This window comes from Actinotalea solisilvae, from assembly GCF_016464425.1.
GTDB classification, from domain to species: Bacteria; Actinomycetota; Actinomycetes; order Actinomycetales; family Cellulomonadaceae; genus Actinotalea; species Actinotalea solisilvae.
In genome coordinates, this window is sequence record NZ_JADDKQ010000001.1 from 343790 (window position 1) to 369703 (window position 25914).

Consider the following 25914-nt stretch of genomic DNA (forward strand, 5'->3'; position numbering starts at 1 on the left):
CGCTGCCACTGCGCGAGCCAGTGTGGCCCAGGTCACTCCCGGACGCGACCCTCCGGCGGCGTCGCGTTCGCCATTTGGTCACTCACCGAACGAAACCCGTTCGGCCCAGTGACGCGCCCGGGCGACCCGCCCGCCGACCCGGCTCGACGACCTGGCTCAGTGACCCGCCTCGTGCCAGCTGCTCCCCGTGCCGACCGACACGTCGAGCGGCACGGAGAGGTCGGCGGCCGCCGCCATCTCGGCGCGCACCAGCGCCTCGACGGCCGCGCGCTCCCCCGGGGCGACCTCGAGCACGAGCTCGTCGTGCACCTGCAGCAGCATGCGCGAGGCGAGACCCTCCTGCCGCAGCCGCCGCTCGACGCCGAGCATCGCGACCTTGATGAGGTCCGCCGCGCTGCCCTGGATCGGCGCGTTGAGCGCCATCCGCTCGGCCATCTCGCGGCGCTGGCGGTTGTCGCTCGTGAGGTCCGGCAGGTACCGGCGCCGGCCGAGGATGGTCGCCGTGTACCCGCTGCGCCGGGCCTCGTCGACCACGCCCGAGAGGTACTGGCGCACGCCGCCGAAGCGCGCGAAGTAGTCCTCCATGAGGGTGGCCGCCTCGCCGACCGAGATGCTCAGCTGCTTGGACAGGCCGAACGACGACAGCCCGTAGGCGAGGCCGTACGACATCGCCTTGATCTTCGAGCGCATCGCCGGCGTGACCTCGTCCGTGCCGACGCCGAACACGCGTGAGGCGACGAAGTTGTGCAGGTCCTCGCCCGACCGGAAGGCCGCGATGAGGCCCTCGTCCCCCGAGAGGTGCGCCATGATCCGCATCTCGATCTGGCTGTAGTCCGCCGTGAGCAGCGTCTCGTAGCCCTCGCCGACGACGAACGCGCGCCGGATCTGACGCCCGGACTCGGTCCGGATGGGGATGTTCTGCAGGTTGGGGTCCGTCGAGGAGATGCGGCCCGTGGCTGCGATCGTCTGCTGGAAGGTCGTGTGGATGCGTCCGTCCGCGCCGACGGACCGGAGCAGACCCTCGACGGTCTGCCGCAGGCGGGACGCGTCGCGGTGCGCGAGCAGGTGCGCGAGGAACGGGTGCTCGGTGCGCTCGAACAGGTCGGTCAGCGACGCCGCGTCCGTCGTCCAGCCGCTCTTGATCTTCTTGGTCTTGGGCATGTTCAGCTGCTCGAAGAGGACCTCCTGGAGCTGCTTGGGCGAACCCAGGTTCACCTCCCGCCCGATGACGGCGTAGGCCTCCGCGGCCGCGTCCGCGACGGCGGCCGCGAACTCCTGCTCGAGGCCAGTGAGGTACTCGACGTCGGCCGCGATGCCCGCCTGCTCCATGCCGGCCAGGACGCGCACGAGCGGCAGCTCGACCTCGTCGAGGAGCCGGCGCGCACCCCGGTCCGCGACCTCGTCGCCGAGCATGGTGGTGAGCTCCGCGACCGCCGCGGCGCGCAGCCCCGTGCGGCGTGCCTCGGAGCTGTCCTCGAGGTCGAGGTCGAGCGCGCCCTGACCCGCGCCCGCCGCCCCGTCCTCGGCGCGGAGCTCGCGGTGCAGGTGGCGCACCGCGAGGTCGCCCAGCTCGTAGGAGCGCTGGTCGGGGTAGCAGAGGTACGACGCCAGCAGGGTGTCGAACACGACGCCCTCGAGCGCGAGGCCGCGGCCCGCGAGCGCGTGCCACGCCTCCTTCGACCCGTGCAGCGTCTTGGGCGCGGCCGGGTCGGCGAGCCAGGTCGCGAGCGCGGCCTCGTCCGCGGGGGCCAGCTCGGTGAGGTCGATGCTCGCCGCCTCCTCGGGACCGTCGGCGACCGTGACGGTCCACGCGTCGCCCGAGGCGGGCGTCGCGCGACCGCTGACGTCGACCGCGAGCGTGCGGCCTGCCCGGGCCGCGAACCACGCCCCGACCGCGCCGGGCCCCGGCACCGTGACGTCGAGGTCGAAGCCCGTCGTCTCGGGGGCGTCCTCGGGCACCATCGCGAAGAGGCGCTCGCGCAGCGTCCGGAACTGCAGGGCGTCGAACACCGACGACATGGCCTCGCGGTCCCAGGGCTGCACCTGCGTGTCGGCCACCCCGATGGGCAGCTCGACGTCCCGCACGGCACCGTTGAGCATCCGGTTGATCCGGACCTGGTCGACGGCGAGCCGGAGGTTGTCGCCGGCCTTGCCCGTGATCTGCGACGCGGCGGCGAGCACGCCGTCGAGGCCGCCGTAGGTCGTGATCCACTTCGCCGCGGTCTTGGGCCCGACGCCCGGGATGCCCGGCAGGTTGTCGCTCGACTCCCCCACGAGGGCGGCCAGGTCCGGGTAGCGCTCCGGCGGCACGCCGTACTTCTCCTCGACGGCCGCGGGCGTGAAGCGCACGAGGTCCGAGACGCCCTTGCGCGGGTAGAGCACGGTGACCGCGTCCCCCACGAGCTGGAAGGCGTCACGGTCGCCGGTGCAGACGAGCACGTCCATGCCCTGCCCGACGGCCTCGTCGGTCAGGGTCGCGATGACGTCGTCGGCCTCGAAGTTGTCCTTCTGGACCGTGACGATCCGCATGCTGCCGAGGATCTCCTGGATCAGCGGGACCTGGCCCTTGAACTCCGACGGCGTCGCGTCGCGGGTGCCCTTGTACTCGGGGTACTGCTCGGTGCGGAAGGTCGTCCGCCCGGCGTCGAAGGCGATCGCCACGTGGGTGGGCTGCTCGTCGCGGAGCAGGTTCGCGAGCATCGCCGTGAACCCGTAGACCGCGTTCGTCGGCTGGCCCGTCGTCGTCGAGAAGTTCTCCACGGGCAGGGCGAAGAAGGCTCGGTACGCCATCGAGTGGCCGTCGATCAGCAGGAGCAGGGGTCGCGTTCGCGCCAGGTCGGTCACGGGTGCCAACCTATCGGCCATGACCGACACGACCTCCCCCAGCCCGGCGACGACCGAGGCCGACGTGCTCGCGTCCATCCGCGCGTCGACCCGCGGCACGCTCATCGAGCGCATGGGCATCGAGATCCTCGAGGCGTCCCCGTCGGGTGCGCTGGGCACCATGGCCGTCGAGGGCAACACCCAGCCCTACGGCCTGCTCCACGGCGGCGCGTCGGTCGTGCTGGCCGAGACGCTCGGGTCGTACGCGGCGATGCTGCACGCGGGCGAGGAGCGCCAGGCCGTCGGCATCGAGGTGAGCGCGACCCACCACCGCGGCGTCCGCACGGGCCTCGTCACCGGGCGCGCGACCGCGCTGCACCTCGGCGGGACGACGGCGAGCTACGAGATCGTCGTCGAGGACTCGGCGTCGAAGCGCGTCTGCACCGCGCGCCTCACGTGCTTGCTGATCGAGAGGCGCGGCGCCTGAAGGGGCGACACGTCGGACGCGTGCGCGAGCGGAGCGGCCGACGGCACGGCGCGTGACTGCCGCCGCCGGGCGATGAGGTCCTCGATGCCACGCGGACCGGGCCGGCGGGAGGCCGCGGCGCCGTCGGCGGCGAGCCGACGCTGGAGCGCGCTGGTGCTGGTCATGCGGTGGGCCGCCGCGGGCGCGAAGCCCAGCTGGACGAAGAAGCGCTGCATGCCGCGGGCGCCCGGGATCGGCGCGGCGTAGACGTGCTCGGCGCCCGCCGCGGCGGCGAGGTCGGCCGCACCGACCATGAGCGCGTGGCCGACGCCCCGGCGACGCTGCCCGCTCGCCACGTAGAGGAGCTCGACCGCGAGGCTCACGTCGTCGGTGAACGGGTTGGGGCCGAGCACCCGCCCCAGCAGCAGGCCGACGACGGCACCCTCGGAGCGCGCGACGAGGACCGTGCCGCCGGGCGCCGCCGTGAGGGCACCGAGCTGCTGGGCGAGCGTGGCGGGCTCGGGGCTGCACACCTGGGAGCCGACCGACGACTCCTCGCGTGCGGCGAGGCACAAGCGGACCAGACCGTCCATGTCGGCCGGCTCGGCCGGCCCTACCTCGATCCCGGGACGCACGACGACGAGCCTCCTCCGGTGCAGGGCCCCGGCGCTCCCCGTGGGGGGTGGGAGGCCGGGTTCGATGACGAAAAGATAACGGCCCGAGGTCCCCGCGCAAAGCCCGAGGTCCTGGGTGTGCGCCACCCGCACGTGGGCTTGGGCCGTGGGCACTTCAGGTGCAAGGGTGTGGCGTGTCCGTAATGCGTCCGACACACGAGGTGCCTATCGTCCTGGTCCTCGGCGGGCGACCCCGCAGAACGGACACACCTCCGCGCAGCGCCGCGCGGACAACCGCGCACCAGCGCGAGAACGGACGGAGACCACACGTGCGACGAGCTGCGTCCTCGCGGGCACGGTCCTGGACATCGCGGCCCGCAGGGGCCGCCGGCACGGTCGGGCGGTGGCTCGCGCTGCTGCTCGTGACCCTCGCCGTCACGGCGCTCGGCCAGCAGGCCGCCGTGGCCGCCGAGGGGCCGTGCGTCGCCAGCGCCGAGAACGCCTGCATCAACGGCACCATCCGCACCGCGGCGGGCGACCCCGCGGTCGGCGTCGTGCTCACGGTCGAGGGCGAGGGCGAGGAGGTCACGGCGACCACGGGTGCGGACGGCCGGTGGTCGGCGTCGGTCGCGACGCCCGGCACCTACTCCGTGACGCTCGACGAGGCCACGCTGCCGGCCGGCGAGACCCTGCGCGACCCGGCCGCCAACCCGCGCGAGGTCACGGTCGAGCTCGGCGCGACGCGGCCGGCGCTCTTCCCCCTCGGGGCGTCGAGCGGCGAGCCCGCCCCGCAGGCGACGTCGGACCCCGGCGGCGGCGAGGAGCCGGACGACACCGCCGCCGAGCCGGGCGACGAGCCCGCGGGCGTGGGGACGAGCTCGGGCGGCGGCGTCACGATGAACCGCTTCGTCCAGCAGCTCGTCAGCGGCCTGGTCTTCGGCCTGCTGCTCGCGCTCGCCTCGGTGGGCCTCTCGCTCATCTACGGCACCACGGGCCTGAGCAACTTCGCCCACGGCGAGCAGGTCACGCTCGGCGGGATCTTCGCGTACATGGGCGTCCAGTTCTTCGACCTGCCGCTCGTGCTCGCCGGCGTGATCGCCGTGGCCCTGGCCGCGGCGACCGGCTGGTTCCAGGACGCCGCGATCTGGCAGCCGCTGCGCCGCCGCAACGTCGGGCTCACCCAGGCGATGATCGTCACCATCGGCTTCTCGATGGCGCTGCAGTACATCTTCCAGTTCTTCTTCGGCGGCGGGCCCCTGCGCATCGTCACCGCGACGCCCACGTCGGTCGCCCTCGGGCCCGTGCGCGTCACGGAGCAGACCATCGCGTCGGTGATCATCGCGCTCGTCACCCTCGCGGGGGTGTCCTACTTCCTCCTCCGCACGCGCTCCGGCCGCGCGACCCGCGCCGTGTCCGACAACGCCGCGCTCGCGGCGGCGTCGGGCATCAGCGTCAACCGCGTGATCCGGCTCGTGTGGACGCTCGGCGCGGGCCTCGCCGGTCTGGGCGGCGTGCTGCTCGGCCTGTACCTCGGCGCCGCGCGGTGGAACTCGGGCGGCGCGCTGCTGCTCCTCATGTTCGCCGCGGTGACGCTCGGCGGCCTCGGGGCCGCCTTCGGCGCTCTCGCCGGGTCGATCGTCATCGGCCTCGTCGTCGAGCTCTCGAGCCTCTGGATCCCGAGCGACATGCGCTACGGCGCGGCCCTCGTGATCCTCATCCTCGTCCTGCTGCTCCGTCCGCAGGGCATCCTCGGCCGCGCGACCCGCGTGGGATAAGGGAGACACCGGTGGACTGGACCAACCTCCTCGTCAACGTCGCGGGCGAGCTCATCGCCCCCACGACGGCCGCCTACGCCCTCGCGGCCATCGGCCTCAACATCCACTTCGGCCTCACCGGCCTGCTCAACATGGGCCAGGCCGGCTTCATGCTCCTGGGCGCCTACGGGTTCGCGATCTCGACCATCGCGGGCTGGCCGCTGTGGGCTGCGGTGCTCGCGGCGATCGTGTGCGCGGTGATCTTCGCGATCATCCTGGGCATCCCGACCCTCAAGCTGCGCGGCGACTACCTCGCGATCGTCACGATCGCGGCGGCCGAGATCGTGCGCATCGTCGGACGCTCGACGACGCTCACCGACCTCACGGGCGCCTCGAGCGGCCTGCGCGGCAACAGCTACAAGTCGACCTTCCAGGACGCGTCGCCGTTCCCCGACGGGACCTGGGAGCTGGGTCCGTTCGAGTACGCCGTCAACGCGTCCAACAGCTGGTGGATCCGCATCGTCGGCTGGGCGGTCGTCGCGCTCGCGTGCCTGCTCATCTGGCTCCTCCTGCGCAGCCCGTGGGGACGCGTGCTCAAGGGCATCCGTGAGGACGAGGACGCCGTGCGCTCGCTCGGCAAGAACGTCTACGCGTACAAGATGCAGTCGCTCGTGCTCGGCGGGGTGATCGGCGCGGTGGCCGGCATCATCTACGTGCTCCCACGCGCCGTCCAACCCGACGCGATGGGCCGGTCCATGACGTTCTTCGTCTGGACGATCCTGCTCCTGGGCGGCGCCGCGACGGTGTTCGGCCCGGTGCTCGGCTCCATGCTGTTCTGGGCGGCGCTCATGCTCATCAAGCTGACGATGCGCGGCACGGTCCCGGACACGGTGATGCGGAACGAGCAGATCGAGCAGTTCGGCTGGATCATCGTCGGCGTCACGCTCATGCTGCTCATCATCTTCAGGCCGCAAGGCATCCTCGGCGACAAGAAGGAGCTGGCGATCAATGTCCGCTGAGACCGCCGTCCGCGCCCTCGCCGGCGTGCCCCACGAGCCCGGCGCCCCCAAGCCCGACGCGATCGTCGTCGCCGACGACGTCGTCCGCCGCTTCGGCGGCATGACCGCCGTCGACGTCCGTCACCTCGAGGTGCAGCGCGGCGCGATCACCGCGCTCATCGGGCCCAACGGCGCGGGCAAGACGACCCTGTTCAACCTGCTCACGGGCTTCGACAAGCCGAGCTCCGGCAGCTGGACGTTCGAGGGCAGGTCGCTCCACGGCATGCCCGCGGCGCGCGTCGCGCGGCAGGGCATGGTGCGCACCTTCCAGCTCACCAAGGCGCTGTCGCGCATGACCGTGATCGAGAACATGCGCCTCGGGGCGAGCAGCCAGCCGGGCGAGAACCTCCTCACGGCCCTCGTGCCGCCGCTCTGGCGGGCGCGGGAGAAGGAGATCACGGAGCAGGCCGAGGAGCTGCTGGTCCGGTTCAAGCTCGACCACCACCGCGACTCCTTCGCCGGCAGCCTCTCGGGCGGCCAGCGCAAGCTGCTCGAGATGGCGCGCGCGCTCATGAGCAAGCCGACCATGATCATGCTCGACGAGCCGATGGCCGGCGTGAACCCCGCCCTCACGCAGTCGCTCCTGGGCCACATCCAGGCCCTGCGCGACGACGGCACGACCGTGCTCTTCGTGGAGCACGACATGCACATGGTCCGGCACATCTCGGACTGGGTGGTGGTCATGGCCGAGGGGCGCATCGTGGCCGAGGGCCCTCCCGAGACCGTCATGCAGGACGCCGCCGTCATCGACGCGTACCTCGGTGCGCACCACGACACGGACCTCGGCGACGACGCGCTGCTGAGCGACGAGGTCGCCGAGCGGCTCGAGGCCGAGGCTGCCGCCGAGGCGGCGGCCGAGGAGGGGAAGGCATGAGCACCACGTCCGAGACCACCGAGCTCCACCGCGGCGCGCCGGCGGGCACGCCGCTGCTCGACGCGAGCGACCTCGTCGCGGGCTACCTGCCCGGCGTCGACATCCTCAACGGCTGCAGCCTCGTGGTGCACCCGGGCGAGCTGGTCGGCATCATCGGCCCGAACGGCGCCGGCAAGTCGACGCTCCTCAAGGCGCTGTTCGGCCTCGTCACGGTGCGGTCCGGGACCGTCACCCTCGCCGGCGAGGACATCACCAACCACCGGGCCGACTCGCTCGTGCGCCGCGGCGTCGGGTTCGTCCCGCAGAACAACAACGTGTTCCCCTCGCTCACGATCGAGGAGAACCTGCAGATGGGCATGTTCCAGGCGCCCAAGCGGTTCGCGGAGCGCTTCGAGTTCATCACCGACCTCTTCCCCACCCTCGGCGACCGGCGGCGCCAGCGCGCCGGGTCCCTCTCGGGCGGCGAGCGGCAGATGGTCGCGATGGCCCGCGCCCTCATGATCGAGCCGTCGGTCCTGCTGCTCGACGAGCCGTCGGCGGGCCTGTCCCCCGTGCGCCAGGACGAGACCTTCATCCGGACGCGCAAGATCAACAAGGCGGGCGTGTCCGTCGTCATCGTCGAGCAGAACGCGCGCCGCTGCCTGCAGATCTGCGACCGCGGCTACGTGCTGGACCAGGGCCGCAACGCGTACTCCGGTCCGGGCCGGGAGCTCATGCACGACCCGAAGGTCATCCAGCTCTACCTCGGCACGCTCGCGACCGACGTCGAGGAGGCCGCCAAGGACCACCCGACGCCGCCCGACGCGCCGCGCGCAGGCGAGCCCACGTCGGGCACGGGCCCGGTGGTCTGACCCGCCCGACCGCCGCCGCACGCCTCCCGACGCCGCGGGTCCCCCAGGGGCCCGCGGCGTCGGCGTGCGCACCGCGGCGCGTCCGCGACCCCGCCCCCGACGGAGCCGCACGGGGCCTTCCTGCCGCGGCACGCCAGGAGGCCCGGTGCGGATCGCTCCGCACCGGGCCTCCTGGTGCTCAGCCGGTCACGCCGGCCGTCCGTGCTGCGAGGTCAGCCGACCTCACCGAACTCCGACTTGGAGAAGGTGTAGGTGTTGTCCTCGCCGAACTGGTAGACGCCGATGTACGCGGACGACGGGTCGTTGTCCTCGTTGAACGGGCCCACGCCGGACTGCGCCTCGTAGTCGATGTCCTCGCCGGCCTCGATGAGCTCGACGCACTCGGCGAAGGTGGCGCACTTCTCGCCACCGTCGGCACCCGAGACGGCCGCCATGTTCTCCTGGATGGTCGGACCGTCCGTCGCGCCGCCCTTGATGGCCGCGAGGGCCGCCAGGACGGTCGCGTCGTAGGACTCGGCCGCGTAGGAGAAGTCCTGCAGGTCGGGGTTGACCTCGAGGAGCCGACCCTGGAACTCGTCGCTCGGGAACGCGCCCGGGAGCGTGCCCTGGGCGCCGGTGAGCAGGCCGGGGTCGAAGGTGTCCGCGAAGTTCTGCAGGTTGCCGTCGACGAGGTAGACCTTCGACATGTCGAAGCCCTGCGTCGCGAGCTCCGGCAGGATGAGCGGCGTCTGGTCCGTGAACGCGATCACGGCGATCGCGTCCGGGCTCGTCGCGAGCGCGGTCGACACGATGGAGTTGAAGTTCTGCTCCGTCGGGTCGAACTCCTCGCCCTCGCCGCCGTAGACCAGCGTCGCACCGGCCTCCTCGACGACGCCCTGGACGACGTTGCGCAGGCTGATGCCGTAGTCGTCGTTGAAGACGAGCACGCCGACGTTCGTCGCACCGTCACCGAGGATGAGGTTGGCGAGCGCCGAGCCCTGGACCGTGTCCGGCGGGGCCGTGCGGAAGTAGAACGGGTCGTAGCCCGAGAGGTCGGTCGCCGTGTTGGCCGGCGAGATCTGGACGATCTCCGCTCCCGTGACGTCGTCGATGACGTTGCGGGTGACCGACGAGGACGCTGCGCCGATGATCACGGACACGTCCTGGCTGATGAGGTCGGTGACCGACTGCGTGGCGACCTCGGCGTGCTCCGCGTCGGAGGAGTCCGTGTGGACCACCTCGACGTCGGCACCGAGGACGCCGCCGGCCTCGTTGATCTCCTGGACTGCGAGGTCGACACCGGCGATCTCGGGGGGGCCGAGCTGCGCGAGCGAACCGGTCTGCGGCAGGAGCGTGCCGATGATCAGCGGGCTGCTGCTGCTCTCGCCCGAGTCGCCACCGGTGTCCTCGCCGCCGTCGCCCGTCTCCTCGCCGCCGCCGGAGCAGGCGGTGAGCACGAGGGCGACAGCACCGGCCAGCGCAGCCGCGCGGACCGCGTAGGTGGATCTCTTCATACGGAGCTCCCTTGTCGTGAGCACGAGTTCTCCCGCACCGACCGTGGGGACGCCCGGTGCGGGACTGTGCTCGGAAAGGTACCCCGGATGTGTGTCCGTAGTGTGACATGCGACATACCAGGCGCGGTCGTTGCAGAGTTGTGACCAACGTCCTGACCTGCGCCTGCACCTGCTGCGGCACCAGGACGGGCCCGGACGCACGGCCGCCCCGGCCGCGCGCATGGTCGCGGCCGGGGCGGTGCGGGGTCGGTCAGGAGCCGGAGCCGCCGACCTGCTCGATCACGGCGTCGGCGACCTCGCGCATCGTGAGGCGGCGGTCCATCGACGTCTTCTGGATCCAGCGGAACGACTCGGGCTCGGTCAGGCCCATCTTGGTCATGAGCAGGCCCTTGGCGCGGTCCACGCGCTTGCGTGTCTCGAAGCGGTCCGCGAGGTCCGCGACCTCGGCCTCGAGCGCGCTGATCTGGCTGTAGCGCGAGATCGCGATCTCGACCGCCGGGAGCAGGTCCGCGGGCGTGAAGGGCTTGATGACGTAGGCCATGGCGCCTGCGTCGCGCGCACGCTCGACGAGCTCGGTCTGCGAGAACGCGGTCAGCAGCACGACGGGCGCCGCGTGCTCCTTGCCGATCTTCTCCGCGGCGCTGATGCCGTCCATCACGGGCATCTTCACGTCCATGACGACGATGTCGGGGCGCAGCTCGACCGCGAGCTTCACCGCCGTCTCGCCGTCGCCCGCCTCGCCGACGACGTCGAAGCCCGCCTCGCGGAGCGTCTCGACGACGTCCATGCGGATGAGGGCCTCGTCCTCGGCGACGACGGCGCGTCGCGCGGGCCTGGCGCCGGACGCGTCGGGAGCCGGTCCAGGACCCCCCACCGGCAGGTCGAGGTCAGGGGTCTGCGGCGCGTCACTCTCGGTCACGGCGCTAGCCTAGTGGAGTCGGCACCGCCGTCAGCCCTCCGGCCGCCGGTGGGTCGACCTCGGCCGACGCGCGGCCCCGGGCCGCGGTGCCCCGATAGCCCAACCGGCAGAGGCGTTCGGCTCAAACCCGATCCAGTGTGGGTTCGAATCCCACTCGGGGCACAGCGTTGTCGCCGTCCGTGCCTTCACCGAACCCGGGGCGGTTCACCGCCGCCGTAGAGCAACCGAGTGCTTGCACCACAGGCCCGACTACCTGGCGATGGCTCTCGAGGTGGGCGTGGCGGGCAGAGGCCGGGCCGTCGCGCGCAGCACCGGGACAGCGTTGGCGACGCTCCGGCGCACCGTCTCCAGCGTGGTGGGCCCCAGTGAGCACTCCAAGGTGATCTGTGCTGTCTCGTCGGGCGTCGTGTCGTACTGCAGGTGATGGACGAGGACCCGGCGCGAGTGCAGGACCGAGAGGACTCTGAGGAGCCCCGCGGTGCCCTGGCTCGCGGCGAGGTGGATGACGAGCTCATCGGAGGGCACGTCGTACGCGCGGTCGCCGGCCGCACGCACGGCCTGCTCCCCGGCTCCAGCCGGGCGCCGTGCCACCGCGGTCAGGCGTGAGCGGAGTCGAGGACCGACGCGGCGCGGCCGTCGCGCATCTGGACGACGGCGTCCGCCGTCTCGAGGTGGTCGTGGTCGTGGGTGACCAGGACGGTGGCAGTACCTCGTGCCCGGGTCAGTGAGGCGATCAGGTCCAGGACGGCGGCGCCCCGTTCCTGGTCCAGGGCGCTGGTCGGTTCGTCGACGAGGAGGACCTCGGGGTTGTTCATCAGCGCCCGGGCGATGTTGACCCGCTGGCGCTGGCCCCCGGAGAGCTGGTGCGGTCGCCGGTCGGCTTCCTTCTCCAGACCGACGGCGGCGAGGAGCTCGCGGGCCCGGTCCCGTACCGCGGACGGTGTGGTGCCGTCGATGTGAGCCATGACCTGCAGCTGCTCGACAGCGGTGAGTGATCCGAGGAGGTTGGGCTGCTGGAACACGATGCCGATCAGGGTCCGGCGCAGCCTGGTGAGGGCGTCACGGTCGAGGTCCGCGGTGGGGGTGCCGGCGACGGTCACCGCGCCCTGGTCGGGGCGGATGAGGGTCGCAGCGACGGCCAGGAGGCTGGACTTGCCGGACCCGGACGGGCCCACGACAGCGGTGACCGTCCCGCTGGGCACCGTGAGGGTCACGTGGTCGAGGGCGACGAGGCGCCCCGCGCCATCGGGGTAGGTGAGGGTGATGTCGGTCAGGTGCAGGCTCATCGGGCACTCCCAAGCGCGGTCAGGGGATCGACGGAGGTGATCTGGCGGATGGACAGGGCGGCGCCGGCGGCGCCGAGGACGACCATCACGGCGGCTGGGAGCAGCACGGTGGCGGGGTCCAGCACGAAGGGCACCGAACCTTGGACGAGCCCGCCCAGCCCGGCGGCGGTGGCCGTTCCCAAGGCGGTGCCCAGGACGAGCAGCACCACCGCCTGACCGAGGGCGTCCCGCAGCAGGTAGCGGGTGGAGGCACCGAGCGCCTTGAGGACGGCGACGTCGCCGGAGCGCTGGATCGTCCAGACCATGAAGAACGCTCCGATGACCAGCGCGGAGATCGCGAACAGGAACCCGCGCATGAGCTGTAGGGAGCCGTTCTCCTCGCTGAACGACCCGATCGCCGACGCCGTGGCACCCAGCGGGAGGGTCTGCGTGCCGAGCCGGTCGTCGGTGGCGGCCAGCTCCGCGCCGTCGAGATCGATCGCGATCAGGGCCACGACGGTGGCGACCTGCGTGCTCGGGTCATCAGCGCGCAGGAGCGGCTGGGTGTCGGTGAGGTCGGCCCACACCACCGGGGTATGGCTGTAGGAGCCCTCCCCAGCCACGGCTCCGACCACCAGATCGTTGCCCGCGACGACCACGATGTCACCGGCCTGGGCGTCGAGAGCCTCGGCGGCGCCTGCCGAGAGCACGACGGTCCCTGCCTCGAGGGCCGCGCCGACCTCTGTCTGCGGCAGCAGGGGTGAACCCGGGCGCACACCGAAGACCGACACGGCGGCCGTCCGCTCCTGGTGCTCGACGCGGGTGGTCGCGATCGCCAGCGGCTCGGCCGCCTCCACACCGGGCACCTGGGCCCACTGCTCCCACGTCTCGGCCTCGAGGGTGGAGTCGGAGAACGACACGTCGCCGTCCTCCGGCGGGGCGGCGAAGGCCAGGTGGTCGGCCGGCAGATCCAGGACGGCTGAGGTGTTCTCCCTACCAAGGCCGGCCGTCAGGCCCGAGAGCATGACGACGAGCATGGTGATCAGGATGATCACCACACCCATGAGCGTGAACCGGCCCCGCGCGAAGCGCAGGTCTCTCCAGGCGACGAACACGTCGCGTCCCTTCTGTCTGCGGTGACGACCGGCAGGTCGACTCCCTCAGCGTGCGCCGCACGGAGCTGCCACCGCATCGCGCACCAGAGGGCTCCTGCGACGCCACAGGGTTGAGGGTCCGCTCAACCTTTTGAGCGATGGCCCCGGCTCGAGCGCGACCTACGCTGGAGCGGACGTGAACCCCCTCGACCCGACCTCGCTGTCACCCGTGCTGCGTACGCTGCGCTGGCTCCTGCATGCCTTGATCGGGGTACTCCTGCTTGTCGTGGTCGTGCGTGCCGTGCGCCTGACGGGCAGCAGCCCTTCCCTCGAGATCGTGTGGGCCGCTGCGGCGACGGCCGTGATCTACACGGCCGGGGCGCTGGTGCCGGTGGTCAAACGGTCCGCCCACGCGGCCGTCGTGTGGCTGGCGGTGCTGCTCGCCGCCTGGCTCTGGCTAGTGATCTTGACCCCGGACGCTGTGTGGCTCGCCTTCCCCCTGTTCTTCCTCGAGCTCCACCTGGCCGGCCGCTGGGGCCTACCGGCGGTGGTCGTGACGACCCTGGTCGCGGTCGGCGGGTCGGCTTGGCACGCTGACGGCCCGCAGATGGGCGGCCTCCTGGGCCCGGTCATCGGCGCGGCGGTCGTCGTGGCCACGGTGCGGGGGTACGAGGCGCTGCACCGCGAGAGCGAGCGGCGCCGGCTCCTGATCTCCGAGCTGACCGCTACGCGCAACGACCTCGCTCATGCGGAGCGCGCCGCCGGTGTTCTCGCCGAGAGAGAGCGCCTCGCCCGGGAGATCCACGACACCCTGGCTCAAGGGCTGTCCAGCATCCAGCTGCTCCTGCGGGCGGCGGAGCGCACCATCGGCACCGACCCCGACACCGCTCGCCATCAGGTCGTCACCGCCCGCGAGGCGGCAGTGGCGAACCTGGCCGAGGCGCGCCGCTTCGTCCACGACTGGGCGCCACCGGACCTGGAGTCCGGCTCGCTGCGCCACGCCCTGGAACAGCTCGCCCAACGCACGACGGCGAGCAGCAGCATCACCGTGGACCTCACCGTCTCGGGCACCGCCGTGCCGCTGCCCACCGGGCACGAGGTCGCCCTCCTGCGGATCGCCCAGCAGGCCGTCGCGAACGCGATCCAGCACGCCGACGCACGCCGCATCCACCTCACGCTCAGCTACATGGACACCGAGATCGTCCTCGATGCCGTCGACGACGGACGCGGCTTCGACGGCACGGACAGGAGTGATCGCACCACTGTCGGCAACCGGGCCGGGTCGACCACGCACCACTACACCCACGGCCCGCGGGGCTTCGGGCTGGCAGCGATGCGTGCCCGCGCCGCTGCCCTGAACGGGACCCTCGCGATCGAGTCCGCACCAGGGCACGGAACCGCCGTGGCCGTGACCCTTCCCCTCTCGGCGAGCGGCCATGACCGCCGAGGCTGACGTCCGCATCGTGATCGCCGACGATCACCCCATCGTCCGGGCCGGGCTGCGCGCCGTGCTGCAGACCGAGCCCGGCTTCGTCGTCGTCGCGGAATGCTCCACCGCCGAGCAGGCAGTCCAGCGCTGCGCCCAGGGGGACGCCGACGTCGTGCTCATGGACCTGCAGTTCGGGGCCGGCATGGGCGGCGCCGCGGCGACTGCCGCCATCACCCAGACGACCGGCGGTCCCCGGGTGGTCATCCTCACCACCTACGACTCCGACGCCGACGTCATGGCCGCGATCGACGCAGGCGCCTCCGGATACCTGCTCAAGGACGCACCACCGGAGGAGCTGGCCATCGCGGTCCGCACCGCTGCAGCAGGCGGGTCAGCCCTCGCGCCCACGATCGCCACCAGACTGCTCGAACGCCTCCGCGCTCCAGGGGTCGGACTCAGCCCCCGCGAGCTCGAAGTGCTCCAGCTCGTCGCCGAAGGACTGTCCAACCAGCAGATCAGCCAACGCCTCTTCCTCAGCCAAGCGACCATCAAGACCCACCTGGCCCACGTCTACGCCAAGCTCGACGTCGACTCACGCAGCGCAGCCGTCGCCACCGCAACCAAGCGCGGCATCCTGCGCCGCTGATACCGGTACGTCACGCCAGTCGGTCTGCCAGCCCGCCACTCATGCTCATCGGCGCCGGAGGCAGCACTGGCCACCAGGCGGCCACGACGACCGCCCGCGCGCTCTCGTCGAACGCGAAGCTCGGACCGCCACCCTCGGCACCGTCCTCGGCCTGGTCGGGCTCGCGATCGCATCGCTGATCCACGGTGCATCCGTCGGTGCTGTCATCGGGCTCACGCTGCTGGCGGACTGCACGTTGGCTGCCACGGTCGCCGGCGCCGTGCCGCTCCCCGCGACGGCCTTGCGCGCCGACACAGCCGGGTTCTCCAACCTCCTCATCACGACGTTCGTCGACGCGACCGGGCTGATCATCTCCCTCCTGGTCGCCCGCCTCGTCCTGATCGAGTGAGCTCTGCCGCACACCGGGGGCGAGGCCACTCCCAGTCCCTGGACGGAGGGGTCACACCTTGATGTTGACCTCAACTCCTCCCTGTTCGTGAGCCGTGCTCACACGGAGCGCGGCGGACCGGACGGGACGGTGATCGTCATGCGGACTCCTCGTCCTGCCGGTCCGAGACCCCGAGTTCCACCCTCAGCCGCCACGAGCGGCCCCGCGCCGAGAGGCGCGCGTCGGCAGGACGCATGCATCACCGGGGTCGTCGCGGGCGGGTGTCGCCAGGCCGACGCACCTGCGAGACGCCCCGTGCGCCGGACGACACCGTTGATGCGACGCCCCACGCCCAGGCGTCCGCCCGGGGCGCCCGGGGCGTCCGACCCTGGTTCCCCCCGCACGCCGACGCGAGCCTGGGGTCGGTGCCGCCCCTCCACCGGCTGGCCACGCCCAGGGATCGGCACCGGAGAGGTCGGTGAGTCCTGTGCGTCACCTCTGGAAGCCGGTCGCCACGGTGCTCGCGGCGGTGGGACTGGCCGTCGCACCCTCGGCAGCGCCGCTCGCGGGCGCCGCGGACGACGTCGAGCTCGCGGTCCAGCCGCCGGGCGGCGGGACCCCGGACCTCACCCTCGTCCACGCGCTCCCGGGCGGGATGAACCTGTGGCACATGCCGCTGGCCGAGGTCGGCGGCGCGTTCGCCGCGCCGCAGCTCGCGACCACCCTCGCCAGCGGCGGCTTCTCCTACGCCGCCTCGAGGACGCTCGCCGGCGACTTCGGCGACATCACCGGCTCGGACGACGGCACCGCGGACCAGGTGGTCTGGCACGCCCAGCCGGACGACGCGGTGATCCTGTGGGCCGTCCCCGGCGCCGCAGACCGCGCGCCCCGCCTGTGGGCCACCCTGCGCGGCGGGGGGTGGTCGTGGCGCGACTCGACGCCGGTGGCCGGTGACGTGAACGCCGACGGCTGGGACGACCTCGTCGTCCTGCACCGCAACGGGCCCGGCACGAACATCTGGGTGTTCCTCAGCGACGGCACGCGGCTGGCCGAGACGCCGAGCGAGGTCACGTACAACCCGTACCTGGCGTTCGGCACGGTCCGGGCGGCGATCGCCGACGTGTCCGGTGACGGCTACGGCGAGATCGTGCTCTTCCGCCCGGACCCGTCCTCGGGCGGCGTCCAGACCGTCGTGGCGTGGAAGCAGGCCGGCAGCTTCGCCGGTGCTGCCACCGGCGTCTGGGTCATCGGCACGGCGTCCGGCGGAGGCTGGTCCTACGCCGGCTCGCGGCAGCTCATCGGCACCGTGCGGCCCGGGGGCACGCCCAGCATCATCCACCTGCACGCGCAGGGCGCGAACCCCGGCATCCTCGTGTGGGAGCAGCCGCTGGTGCCCGCGCCCGGGGCGCCCGGTCCCGCGGTGCTCGCGGGTGCGCCCGAGGTCTGGCAGGACCTGCGGAGCGGCGGCTGGTCGTGGACCGGCTCCCGCCAGGTCCTCGCCGACACGAACGCCGACGGTCTCGACGACCTCGTGAGCGTCCACGACCAGGGGGCGGCCGGCGGCGAGCTGGTGTGGCGGCACGTCTCCACGGGTGCCGGCCTGCTCGCGCCTCAGGTGATCGCCGACCTGCGCACCGGCGGCTGGAGCTTCGGCGCGAGCCGTGAGGACGTCGCCGTACCGCGGCCGGCAGCACTCGGCTGAGGTCCCGGAGGCAGGCCAGGACGGCGTACCGGCGTCAGCCGGCCCCCGCGAGCGAGCACCATGGTGAGCAGCACGGGCTCGTGGACGCCGTCCTCGGCCTTCCTCGACCTTCCCGGGAGCAGGGAGATGGCGACGTCGCTCATCGATCAGGTCTTCCTCCGGCACGCCCACCCCGTCAGCGCGTGGAGCAGATGGGCCTCGACACCTCTCGTCGTCGTCCCGCTCTGGTCCCGCCGCGCCTGGACCGCGCTGCCCGTCGCGGCCTGGATGATCGTCAACCCCGTCGTCACGCCTCCCCCGGCCGACGACGGCGCCTTCGCGACCCGTGCCATCCTCGGCGAGCGACAGTGGTTGACGAGCCCCGGCGAGCACCACGACGTCCTCGCTCTCAACGCGCTCGGCACGGTCTGCCTCGCACTCGCGGGCGTGGCCGCCTGGCGGCGCCGCGCGCTGCCGACGGTCGTCGCGCTCGCGGCGGCGATGGGAGTGATCCTCGCGACCTGGCGCAGCTACGCAGGGATCTACGACCGCGCGGCCCGGCCACCCGACCGCCTCGGGCGACGGCCGTCCGAGGCCGGCGTCAGCGGTCGCAGCCGCACACGCCGTTGATCTCGAGGACCTGCTCGCCCTCGTCGGGCCGCGCCCACGCCTCGGCCTCGGCGCGGCTCGCGAAGGTGCGGCCCGCGAGGCGGCCGTTGGCCAGGAGGACGACCACCTCGAGCTCGTCCCGCGGGTCGACCCACCCGGTCTCCGTCGACGCCGTCACGGCCGCTCCTCCCTGCTCGCCCGGTCCTCGTCCGATCGTAGGCACGGGTGCGCCGCGGCGGCTCACGCGTCGTCGGGGTCGGGTGGCGGCTCCGCCTCCCCCGCGTGCTCGTCGCGCCCGGCCCACTCCAGGAGCGGGGCGAGGTCGAAGACGGCGTCGTCGATGCCCGCGTGCAGGTCGCCGAGCGCGGCGAAGCGCGCGGGCACCGTGCGGAGCGTGCAGTCGCGCGGGTCGACGTCGTCGACCTCGTCCCAGCGCAGGGGCGTGGAGACGGTCGCCTCCGGCGTCCCTCGCACCGAGTAGGCGCTGGCGATGGTGTGGTCCCGTGCGTTCTGGTTGTAGTCCACGAAGACGAGCGACGGGTCGCGGTCGCGGCGCCACCAGGTCGTGGTGACGTCGTCGGGCGCGCGCCGCTCGACCTCGCGCGCGAAGGCGAGCGCCGCGCGCCGGACGTCGGCGAACCCGTGGTCGGGCGCGACGCGCACGTACACGTGCAGCCCGTGCCCGCCCGACGTCTTCGGCCACCCGACGGCCCCCAGCTCGTCGAGCACCTCGTGCACGACGCCGGCCACGCGGCGCACCCGGTCGAAGGGGCAGTCGGGCATCGGGTCGAGGTCGATCCGCCACTCGTCGGGCCGCTCGGTGTCCGCGCGGCGGCTGTTCCAGGGGTGGAACTCGACGGTCGACATCTGGACCGCCCAGATCACGTGGGCCAGCTCGGTGACGCAGAGCTCGTCCGCGGTCCGCCCGTAGCGGGGGAAGAACAGCTCGACCGTCTCCATCCACGGCGGGGCGCCGTGGGGCAGGCGCTTCTGGTGCACCTTCTCCCCCGCGACGCCGGTCGGGTAGCGGTGCAGCATGCAGGGCCGCTCGCGCAGGGCGGTGACGATGCCCGGGCCGACGGCGAGGTAGTACTCGGCGAGGTCCCGCTTGGTCGCGCCGATCGCCGGGAAGTAGACGCGGTCGGGGTTCGAGAGGCGGACGGTGCGGCCGCCGACCTCGAGCTCGACGGCGGGGGCACGGTCGGTGGCCATGGCCCATCTCAGCATGCCACCCCGGGCCGGGGCGCGGTCACGGCGGTGCCGTGCCGCACCCCGGCGGGGGGCCGCCGCGCCGGTCAGCCGCCGACGCGGGCCGGGGGCCTCCCCGGACGGCGCCAGAGCGGCTCCAGCTCGGCCAGCTCCTCGGCGGTGGCGTCACGGAACGGCGGCTGCGCCGGCGCCTCCGGAGCGCGGCGGGCCTGGCCCCGCGTCGCACGCAGGCTCGCGACGACGGACACCGTGAGGATCGTCGCCACCACCGCGAGCGAGAGCGACGTCGGCACGTACAGCACGTCGATCTTGAGCATCATCTTGATCCCGACCCAGATGAGCACGAGCGCGAGCCCGACCTTGAGGTACACGAACCGGTGGATGAGGTCGGCCAGCAGGAAGTACATCGCCCGGAGGCCCAGCACGGCGAACGCGTTCGCGGTGAAGACGAGGAACGGCTCGGAGGTCACGGCGAAGATCGCCGGGATCGAGTCGACGGCGAACACCACGTCCGTGACCTCGATGAGCACGAGCACGGCCAGGAGCGGCGTCGCGAGCAGCACCCCGCCCCGGCGGACCAGGAGGCGCTGACCGTGGTACGCGTCCGTCATCGGGACCCAGCGGCGGAACGCGCGGAGCGCGCGCGAGCGACTCGGGTCCAGGTGGTCGGACCGCTGGCGGATCATGCGGTAGCCGGTCCACAGGAGGAACGCCGCGAAGACGTAGAGCACCCACGCGAAGCGCTCGATGACCAGCGCGCCGACCGCGATGAACGCGCCCCGGAAGACGAGCGCGCCGACGACGCCGAGGAACAGCACCCGGTGCTGGTACGCACGCGGGACCGCGAAGTAGGTGAGGATGATCGCCCACACGAAGACGTTGTCCACGGCGAGCGACTTCTCGATGAGGTAGCCGGCGAAGTACGCCTGGCCGTGCTCGGCTCCCCAGACCTGCCACACGAGGACGCCGAAGCCGACGCCCGTGGCGACCCAGAAGGCCGACCAGCCGGCGGCCTCCCGGACGCCGATGACGTGCGCGTGCCGGTGCGCGACGAGGTCGACGGCGAGCATGAGCAGGATGCCCGCCACCACGGCGAGCCAGATCCACAGGGGGACGTCCACGAGGGCACCTTCCGGTCGACGGACCGGAGGTCTCTCCCGACGGCCGACGAGCCGCCCGCGGCGCCGGGCCCGGGGTCGGGCCGTAGTGACGACGTCCGCGCTGAGGGTGGGGATACTCCCCTCCACGTAGATGAAGGGTGAACGATCCGCGCTGGGTCGTCAACCGCTGGCCGGCGGCGGGCCGAGAACGCGCCGCCCCCGCATCCCTGCCGGTCGGCTAGCGCCGGAGTGTGCGCGTTCCCAGCCACGGCAGCTCCAGGCCCTGTTGACCTCGAGCCCGACCCGCTCCTACCGTGGCCGTGAACCACTGTGCACGTGCACACCACGATGAGACGAGGACGTCCCATGCAGCCGCTCAGCCGACGCCGCCGACCCCTGCTCGCGGGCCTCGCCCTCGCGGCCCTCGCCCTCGCCGGGACGAGTCCCGCCTCCGCCGAGGAGCCCGACGGCGCCGTCCACTTCCCGCCCGTGCGCAGCAACCTCGCCGCCAAGCCCTGGGTGACGGTGAGCGCGACCCGCGCCGCCGACCTCGCGGCGCTCGCCGTCGACGGGGACCCGGCGACGGCCTGGACGGCGCGCGGCCGCGGGCCGCACTCGCTCGTCCTCGACCTCGGGGGTGCGTACGACGGCATCCGGAAGGTCGGCGTGCTCCTCCCCGACGCGCACGGCACGTACCGGTACGTCGTCGAGGCGTCCACCGACGGCACGTCCTGGGAGACGCTCGCCGACCGCTCCGACCAGCGCCACCCGGGGCGCGGCGAGGAGCACCTCGTCGCGCGGCCGGGCATCGCCTTCCTCCGCGTGACGATCACCGACGCGTCACCGGGCGCCGTCGTCGGCGTCAGCGAGCTGTCCGTCTGGAACTACCTGCGCGACGACGTCGTGCTCGGGGCCGACCTGTCCTACGCCGACCAGGACGACGCGCAGGGGCTCACCTACGTCGTGGACGAGGGCGCCGAGCCCGTGCCGCTCCTCGACGCGGCGGCCGACGCCGGCATGGAGTACGTCCGCCTGCGCGTCTTCAACGACCCCCGCGACGAGCGGACGGGCGAGTACCTGGAGCCCGCGTTCCAGGGTCCGGAGCGGACGCTCGAGGTGGCGAGCGAGGTCGTGGAGCGCGGCATGGGCCTCGGGATCGACCTGCACTACGCCGACTCGTGGGCCGACCCGAGCAAGCAGGCGAAGGCCACCGCGTGGCGCGAGCTGCCGTTCGAGGAGCTGACGCAGGCGGTCTACGACTACACGTACGCGACGGTCGACGCGCTGGTCGCGCGCGGCGCCGTCCCCGACAAGGTCGCGGTCGGCAACGAGCTCATCAACGGCTTCCTGTGGGGCAGCGAGCGCCCGCAGCCCTGGTTCGACGACGCCGCCTGGTGCGGCACGTGCTACTTCAACCACGACCCGTCCTTCGTCTCGCAGCCCGGCGGCGCCCTGCTGTGGGACTACTGGGGCTCGGACGACCCCACCGAGCAGGCCGCGTACGACGCCGCCTGGGACCGCTTCGTCACGCTCCAGGCCTCCGGCATCGCGGCCGTCCGCGACGTCGCCGCGGCGCACGGCGAGGAGATCCAGGTCGAGACCCACGTGATCATCGACGACGGCCGGGTCGACAAGACGCTCGAGTTCTGGGACCAGTTCCTCACCCGGCTCCACGCCCGGGGCCAGGACATCGACGTCATCGCGCACTCCTACTACCCGGACTGGCACGGGACGCCCGAGCACTACGAGGCGAACCTGCACGCCGTCGCCGCGGCGCACCCGGGCTACGCGATGGAGATCGCCGAGACGTCGCACCAGTCGAACGACTGGGACGGCCTGCCGGTCCCGAACTCGCCCTACCCCAAGACCGCGGAGGGCGCGGGCCTCTTCCTCCAGGACGTCTTCCGGATCGCCAACGACCTCCCCGACAACCGCGGCGCGGGCGTCCTGGTGTGGGAGCCGGCGAACTGGCAGGAGATGATCGACTGGTCGAGCAGCGCCTGGCCGGTGCTCACCTTCCACGAGACCGTCGAGGTGTACGAGGCGAGCGACGCCGAGCACGTCGTCGCCGACACGGTCCGCCGGACGGTCCGGGTCGGTGACCCGGTCCAGCTGCCGCCGACGGTCGACGTGCTCGACGCGGACGGCACGCTCCACGCGGTGCCGGTCGCCTGGGACCCGGTCCCCGCGGGCGCGACCTCCGCGCCCGGGGAGGTCGTCGTCGCGGGCACGACGGTCGGGCACGGCCCGGTGACCGCGGTGGTCGACGTCGTGCGCCGGTCGCTCGGCAGGTCCTGAGCGGCACGCCCGACGCCGCCGGCGGTGGCCCCACCCGGGCCGCCGCCGGCGTCGCCGGCCACCCGTCCGCCGCCGGGGGGGCCTCAGGTGGAGTCGCGCACCACGAGCGTCGTCGGCAGCGTGATCGCCGCCGGCTCGCTCCCCGCGACGACCTCGAGGAGGAGGCGCACCATCTCCTGCGCGATCCGGTCGAACGGCTGACGCATCGTGGTGAGCGGCGGGTGCAGCGTCGCCGCGAGGCCGGAGTCGTCGAACCCGCCGACGGCGACGTCGTCCGGCACGCGCCGCCCCGACGCGGCGAGCGCCGCGAGCGCGCCGGCCGCCATGAGGTCGGAGGCGACGAACACGCCATCCAGGTCCGGCCGCCGGGCGAGCAGGTCGCGCATCGCCGCCTCGCCGCCGGCGCGGGTGTAGTCGCCGTGCGCCACGAGCGACGCGTCGTGGTCGTCGCCGAGCTCGAGGCGGTACCCCTCGAGCCGCTTGCGCCCACCCGGGGTGTCGAGCGGCCCGGTGATCGTCGCGACGCGCGTGCGCCCGCGCTCACGCAGGTGCTGGACCATGCGCCGGGCGCCGCCCAGGTCGTCGGCCTCGACGAAGCCCACGCGGTCCTCGAGCCCGAGCGGGGCGCCGCAGGCCACGACCGGCAGGCCCTTGCGCAGGAGCGCGGGGATGATCGGCGAGCCCGCGTGCGACGAGACCACGAGGACGCCGTCGACGTGACCGGCGCCCACGTAGTCGGTGATGCGGCGCCGCTCGTCCGTGGTGCCGGCGACCATGAGGAGCAGCGGCATGCCGCGGGCGCCGAGGGCCTCCGCGGCCGCGCGCAGGAGGATCGCGAAGGTCGGGTCCTCGAAGAGCAGGTGCTGGGGCTCGGTGAGCAGGAACGCGACGGAGTTCGACCGTCCGGTCACGAGGCTGCGCGCGTGGCTGTTGGTCTGGTAGCCCGTGCTGCGGATGGCGTCCTGGACCGCGGCGAGCGCGTCGGGCGAGACGAGCCGGCCGCCGTTGAGCACGCGCGACACCGTGCCCCGCGAGACGCCCGCGACGGCGGCGACGTCCTTGATCGTCGGCCGGCGGCGCGGCTGCTGGTTCACGGGTCCCAAGCCTAGGACGACGCGGCGCGGGACGGACGCTGCCATCATCGGTGTCCATGCGCGACGGGGCGACGACGACCGGCACCACTCCCGACGACGACCGTCCGGGTGGGCCTAGCGGGCTCGACGGGCCGGAGGGGCGCACGCGCGCTCTCCACCTGCGTGCCGGCGGCACGAGCGTCGTGCTCGACCTGGGTGCGTGGCCGCACCCGGCGGTCGTCCACTGGGGCGAGGACCTCACCGGGCCCGGCGCGGAGCAGCTCGAGGACCTCGTGCTCGCGAGCCTCCCCCAGCGTGTCTCGGGCGGACTCGACGTGCCCGCCGCGCCGACGCTGCTGCCGACGCCCGCGGGCGGGTGGCTCGGCACCCCCGGGATCGAGGGGCACCGCGACGGCTCCTCCCCCAGCGTCCGGCTCGACCTCGTCTCGGTGCGGGCCGACGAGAGCACCGCCCTCCTGCACCTCGCGGACGCCGAGGCCGGGCTCGAGGTCGACCTCGAGCTGCGCGTCGGTCCGAGCGGCCTGCTGCACCAGCGCGCCGTCGTGCGCAACGTCGGCGCGACCCCGTACCGGCTCGCCTCGGTGCTGCTGGCCTTCCCCCTCCCGTGGGACGCGACCGAGGTGCTCGACACCACGGGACGTCACCTCCGCGAGCGGTCGCCGCAGCGGCGCGCCCTCACGCTCGGCACCCACCTGCGCGAGAGCCGTCGCGGCCGGCCCGGCGCCGACGCGACGCTCCTGCTGGCCGCGGGCCGCCCGGGCTTCGGCTTCGAGCGCGGCCGCGTCCACGGGATCCACGTCGCGTGGAGCGGCAACCACCGCGTCCTGGCCGAGCGCACGCCGACCGGCGACGCCTTCCTGGCGGGCGGCGACCTGCTCGCGGCGGGCGAGGTCGTCCTCGCGCCGGGCGCCGAGCTGGTGACGCCCGAGGTGATCGGCTCGTGGGGCGACGGGCTCGACGCGCTCGCGCACCGGTTCCACGACGCGTGGCGCCGTCGGCCGCACCACCCGCGCCGGCCACGCCCGATCACGCTCAACACGTGGGAGGCGGTCTACTTCGACCACACGCTCGCGCGGCTCACCGCGCTGGCGGACGCGGCCGCCGAGGTCGGCGTCGAGCGCTTCGTGCTCGACGACGGCTGGTTCCGCGGTCGACGCGACGACTCCGCGGGCCTCGGCGACTGGTTCGTCGACGAGGGCGTCTGGCCCGACGGGCTGCACCCGCTCGTCGCGCACGTCACCGGGCTGGGACTGGAGTTCGGGCTCTGGGTCGAGCCCGAGATGGTGAACGCGGACTCCGACGTCGTCCGCGCGCACCCCGACTGGGTGCTCCGCGGGCGGACGGCGCTGCCACCGGCGGCGCGCCAGCAGCAGGTGCTCGACCTCACCCACCCCGACGCGCACGCCTTCGTCGCCGGACGCCTGCACGCGCTCCTCGACGAGTACCCGATCGCCTACCTCAAGTGGGACCACAACCGCGACCTGCTGGACGCGGGCGGGACCGACGGCACCTCAGGCGTGCGCGCCCACACGCTCGCCCTCTACCGGCTGCTCGACGAGCTCCGGGCGGCCCACCCGGGGCTCGAGGTCGAGAGCTGCGCGTCGGGCGGCGCGCGCGTCGACCTCGGGATCCTCGACCGCACCGACCGCGTGTGGACCAGCGACACCCTCGACCCGCTCGAGCGGCTGACGATCCAGCGCTACACGGGGCTCGTCGTGCCGCCCGAGATGATGGGCATGCACCTGACCAGCCCCGTCGTGCACTCGACCGGGCGCACCGTCGACCTCGACCTCAGCGCGGCCGTCGCGCTGCTCGGCCACGCGGGCATCGAGTGGGACCTCACGCGCACCGACGGGCCGACGCGCCGGCGGATCGCGCAGTGGGTGGCCCACGCGAAGCGCCTGCGCCCGCTGGTCGCGACCGGGCGCGTGGTCGGCACCGACGGGACCGAGCCCGGGATCGACGTGCGGGGCATGGTCGCGCCCGACGGCGCGTCGGCCGTGTTCGTCCTCACCCAGACCGGCACGACGGCGTCCTACCCGCCCGGGCGCGTCCGCCTCCCCGGGCTCGACCCGGTGCGCCGCTACCGCGTCCGCGCGCTCGACCCGACCGCGGCGGCGCGCCACGCGGGCCAGTCGGGGCTCGCGTGGCTCGAGCGCGGCGTCACCCTGACCGGCCGCGAGCTCGACGCCGTCGGCCTGCGGCCGCCCGTCCAGCTCCCCGAGCGGGCGACCGTCCTCGAGCTCGTCGCCGAGGACGCCTGACCGCGC

Annotated in this window: 22 protein-coding genes, 1 tRNA gene and 1 pseudogene; 13 read left to right on the forward strand and 11 right to left on the reverse strand. The window is 73.3% G+C overall.

All coding sequences use genetic code 11. The features are described from left to right. Nucleotides 1-156 precede the first annotated feature (156 nt). A complete protein-coding gene (polA, locus tag JIG38_RS01565) occupies nt 157-2865 on the reverse strand; it encodes a DNA polymerase I (RefSeq protein ID WP_199421720.1) in 2709 nt (902 codons plus the stop codon). Here polA and JIG38_RS01570 point away from each other — a divergent pair. Further along, a complete protein-coding gene (locus JIG38_RS01570) occupies nt 2864-3310 on the forward strand; it encodes a PaaI family thioesterase (protein ID WP_199421721.1) in 447 nt (148 codons plus the stop codon). The two genes, polA and JIG38_RS01570, sit on opposite strands and share 2 nt — an antisense overlap. Here JIG38_RS01570 and JIG38_RS01575 read toward each other — a convergent pair. After that, nucleotides 3223-3882 (reverse strand): GNAT family N-acetyltransferase, encoded by a 660-nt coding sequence (locus tag JIG38_RS01575; RefSeq protein WP_199421722.1) that lies wholly within the window; start codon nt 3880-3882, stop codon nt 3223-3225. The genes JIG38_RS01570 and JIG38_RS01575 overlap by 88 nt on opposite strands. Before the next feature lie 350 nt (nt 3883-4232). Here JIG38_RS01575 and JIG38_RS01580 point away from each other — a divergent pair, with 350 nt between their 5' ends. From JIG38_RS01580 to JIG38_RS01595, 4 genes are read left to right on the forward strand one after another with little or no spacing between them, the layout of a single operon-like run. Beyond that, nucleotides 4233-5678: a branched-chain amino acid ABC transporter permease gene (locus JIG38_RS01580; protein WP_307844433.1), complete on the forward strand. Its 1446-nt coding sequence runs from the start codon at nt 4233-4235 to the stop codon at nt 5676-5678. Between the two features lie 11 nt (nt 5679-5689). Further along, entirely contained in the window at nt 5690-6676 is a 987-nt protein-coding gene (locus JIG38_RS01585; RefSeq protein ID WP_199421724.1) for a branched-chain amino acid ABC transporter permease, read from the forward strand. Next, nucleotides 6666-7589: an ABC transporter ATP-binding protein gene (locus JIG38_RS01590; protein WP_199421725.1), complete on the forward strand. Its 924-nt coding sequence runs from the start codon at nt 6666-6668 to the stop codon at nt 7587-7589. Before JIG38_RS01585 ends, JIG38_RS01590 begins: the two co-directional genes overlap by 11 nt. Continuing rightward, on the forward strand, nt 7586-8440 hold the full coding sequence (locus JIG38_RS01595; protein ID WP_199421726.1) for an ABC transporter ATP-binding protein: 855 nt from the start codon (nt 7586-7588) through the stop codon (nt 8438-8440). Before JIG38_RS01590 ends, JIG38_RS01595 begins: the two co-directional genes overlap by 4 nt. A gap of 212 nt (nt 8441-8652) precedes the next feature. Here the strand turns inward: JIG38_RS01595 and JIG38_RS01600 are convergent, their stop codons facing one another. Together JIG38_RS01600 and JIG38_RS01605 are read right to left on the reverse strand one after the other, a co-directional pair. Further along, nucleotides 8653-9933, reverse strand: a complete 1281-nt coding sequence (locus tag JIG38_RS01600; protein WP_199421727.1) for an ABC transporter substrate-binding protein — start codon at nt 9931-9933, stop codon at nt 8653-8655. Nucleotides 9934-10183: 250 nt separating this feature from the next. Further along, nucleotides 10184-10852 carry an ANTAR domain-containing response regulator gene (locus JIG38_RS01605; RefSeq protein ID WP_372419668.1) on the reverse strand — a complete coding sequence of 223 codons (669 nt, stop codon included), beginning with the start codon at nt 10850-10852 and terminating at the stop codon, nt 10184-10186. Between the two features lie 88 nt (nt 10853-10940). Between JIG38_RS01605 and JIG38_RS01610 the strand changes: the two genes are divergently transcribed. Then, nucleotides 10941-11014 (forward strand) — tRNA-Leu (locus tag JIG38_RS01610). Between the two features lie 87 nt (nt 11015-11101). On the opposite strand, the gene JIG38_RS01615 is transcribed toward JIG38_RS01610, so the two are convergent. From JIG38_RS01615 to JIG38_RS01625, 3 genes are read right to left on the reverse strand one after another with little or no spacing between them, the layout of a single operon-like run. Then, nucleotides 11102-11407 carry a hypothetical protein gene (locus tag JIG38_RS01615; RefSeq protein WP_199421728.1) on the reverse strand — a complete coding sequence of 102 codons (306 nt, stop codon included), beginning with the start codon at nt 11405-11407 and terminating at the stop codon, nt 11102-11104. A 41-nt stretch (nt 11408-11448) separates the two neighbouring features. Continuing rightward, a complete protein-coding gene (locus JIG38_RS01620; protein WP_199421729.1) occupies nt 11449-12138 on the reverse strand; it encodes an ABC transporter ATP-binding protein in 690 nt (229 codons plus the stop codon). Beyond that, nucleotides 12135-13232 carry an ABC transporter permease gene (locus tag JIG38_RS01625; protein WP_199421730.1) on the reverse strand — a complete coding sequence of 366 codons (1098 nt, stop codon included), beginning with the start codon at nt 13230-13232 and terminating at the stop codon, nt 12135-12137. Before JIG38_RS01625 ends, JIG38_RS01620 begins: the two co-directional genes overlap by 4 nt. Nucleotides 13233-13407: 175 nt before the next feature. Here JIG38_RS01625 and JIG38_RS01630 point away from each other — a divergent pair, with 175 nt between their 5' ends. From JIG38_RS01630 to JIG38_RS01650, 5 genes and pseudogenes are all read left to right on the forward strand, one after another. Beyond that, entirely contained in the window at nt 13408-14664 is a 1257-nt protein-coding gene (locus JIG38_RS01630; RefSeq protein ID WP_199421731.1) for a sensor histidine kinase, read from the forward strand. Continuing rightward, complete coding sequence (locus JIG38_RS01635) at nt 14648-15286, forward strand: response regulator (protein ID WP_199421732.1); 639 nt, start codon at nt 14648-14650, stop codon at nt 15284-15286. Before JIG38_RS01630 ends, JIG38_RS01635 begins: the two co-directional genes overlap by 17 nt. Before the next feature lie 118 nt (nt 15287-15404). After that, a pseudogene (locus JIG38_RS01640) lies at nt 15405-15674 on the forward strand (magnesium transporter); the annotation flags it as partial. Between the two features lie 457 nt (nt 15675-16131). After that, complete coding sequence (locus JIG38_RS01645) at nt 16132-17355, forward strand: FG-GAP repeat domain-containing protein (protein WP_199421733.1); 1224 nt, start codon at nt 16132-16134, stop codon at nt 17353-17355. Between the two features lie 60 nt (nt 17356-17415). Beyond that, nucleotides 17416-17964, forward strand: coding sequence for a DUF6653 family protein (locus JIG38_RS01650; protein WP_199421734.1), 549 nt, complete (start codon nt 17416-17418; stop codon nt 17962-17964). Here the strand turns inward: JIG38_RS01650 and JIG38_RS01655 are convergent. The 3 genes from JIG38_RS01655 to JIG38_RS01665 form a co-directional block, all read right to left on the reverse strand. Next, nucleotides 17936-18121, reverse strand: a complete 186-nt coding sequence (locus JIG38_RS01655; RefSeq protein ID WP_199421735.1) for a hypothetical protein — start codon at nt 18119-18121, stop codon at nt 17936-17938. The genes JIG38_RS01650 and JIG38_RS01655 overlap by 29 nt on opposite strands. Before the next feature lie 62 nt (nt 18122-18183). After that, a complete protein-coding gene (gene ligD, locus JIG38_RS01660) occupies nt 18184-19155 on the reverse strand; it encodes a non-homologous end-joining DNA ligase (protein WP_199421736.1) in 972 nt (323 codons plus the stop codon). A gap of 83 nt (nt 19156-19238) precedes the next feature. Next, nucleotides 19239-20273, reverse strand: a complete 1035-nt coding sequence (locus tag JIG38_RS01665; protein WP_199421737.1) for a TerC family protein — start codon at nt 20271-20273, stop codon at nt 19239-19241. A gap of 345 nt (nt 20274-20618) precedes the next feature. Here JIG38_RS01665 and JIG38_RS01670 point away from each other — a divergent pair, with 345 nt between their 5' ends. Continuing rightward, nucleotides 20619-22550 carry a glycosyl hydrolase 53 family protein gene (locus JIG38_RS01670; protein ID WP_199421738.1) on the forward strand — a complete coding sequence of 644 codons (1932 nt, stop codon included), beginning with the start codon at nt 20619-20621 and terminating at the stop codon, nt 22548-22550. Nucleotides 22551-22633: 83 nt separating this feature from the next. On the opposite strand, the gene JIG38_RS01675 is transcribed toward JIG38_RS01670, so the two are convergent. Continuing rightward, nucleotides 22634-23689, reverse strand: a complete 1056-nt coding sequence (locus JIG38_RS01675; protein WP_199421905.1) for a LacI family DNA-binding transcriptional regulator — start codon at nt 23687-23689, stop codon at nt 22634-22636. Nucleotides 23690-23700: 11 nt separating this feature from the next. On the opposite strand from JIG38_RS01675, the gene JIG38_RS01680 reads away from it, so the two are divergent. Next, on the forward strand, nt 23701-25908 hold the full coding sequence (locus JIG38_RS01680; protein WP_199421739.1) for an alpha-galactosidase: 2208 nt from the start codon (nt 23701-23703) through the stop codon (nt 25906-25908). Nucleotides 25909-25914: the final 6 nt, after the last annotated feature.

Bases quoted from the DNA above. Each gene is read 5' to 3' on its own strand.
- JIG38_RS01570 (WP_199421721.1), top strand. From the start codon at position 2,864: ATGACCGACACGACCTCCCCCAGCCCGGCGACGACCGAGGCCGACGTG.
- polA (WP_199421720.1), bottom strand. From the start codon at position 2,865: ATGGCCGATAGGTTGGCACCCGTGACCGACCTGGCGCGAACGCGACCC.
- JIG38_RS01575 (WP_199421722.1), bottom strand. From the start codon at position 3,882: ATGGACGGTCTGGTCCGCTTGTGCCTCGCCGCACGCGAGGAGTCGTCG.
- JIG38_RS01590 (WP_199421725.1), top strand. From the start codon at position 6,666: ATGTCCGCTGAGACCGCCGTCCGCGCCCTCGCCGGCGTGCCCCACGAG.
- JIG38_RS01595 (WP_199421726.1), top strand. From the start codon at position 7,586: ATGAGCACCACGTCCGAGACCACCGAGCTCCACCGCGGCGCGCCGGCG.
- JIG38_RS01600 (WP_199421727.1), bottom strand. From the start codon at position 9,933: ATGAAGAGATCCACCTACGCGGTCCGCGCGGCTGCGCTGGCCGGTGCT.
- JIG38_RS01620 (WP_199421729.1), bottom strand. From the start codon at position 12,138: ATGAGCCTGCACCTGACCGACATCACCCTCACCTACCCCGATGGCGCG.
- JIG38_RS01635 (WP_199421732.1), top strand. From the start codon at position 14,648: ATGACCGCCGAGGCTGACGTCCGCATCGTGATCGCCGACGATCACCCC.
- JIG38_RS01650 (WP_199421734.1), top strand. From the start codon at position 17,416: ATGGTGAGCAGCACGGGCTCGTGGACGCCGTCCTCGGCCTTCCTCGAC.
- ligD (WP_199421736.1), bottom strand. From the start codon at position 19,155: ATGGCCACCGACCGTGCCCCCGCCGTCGAGCTCGAGGTCGGCGGCCGC.
- JIG38_RS01670 (WP_199421738.1), top strand. From the start codon at position 20,619: ATGCAGCCGCTCAGCCGACGCCGCCGACCCCTGCTCGCGGGCCTCGCC.
- JIG38_RS01675 (WP_199421905.1), bottom strand. From the start codon at position 23,689: ATGGCAGCGTCCGTCCCGCGCCGCGTCGTCCTAGGCTTGGGACCCGTG.
- JIG38_RS01680 (WP_199421739.1), top strand. From the start codon at position 23,701: ATGCGCGACGGGGCGACGACGACCGGCACCACTCCCGACGACGACCGT.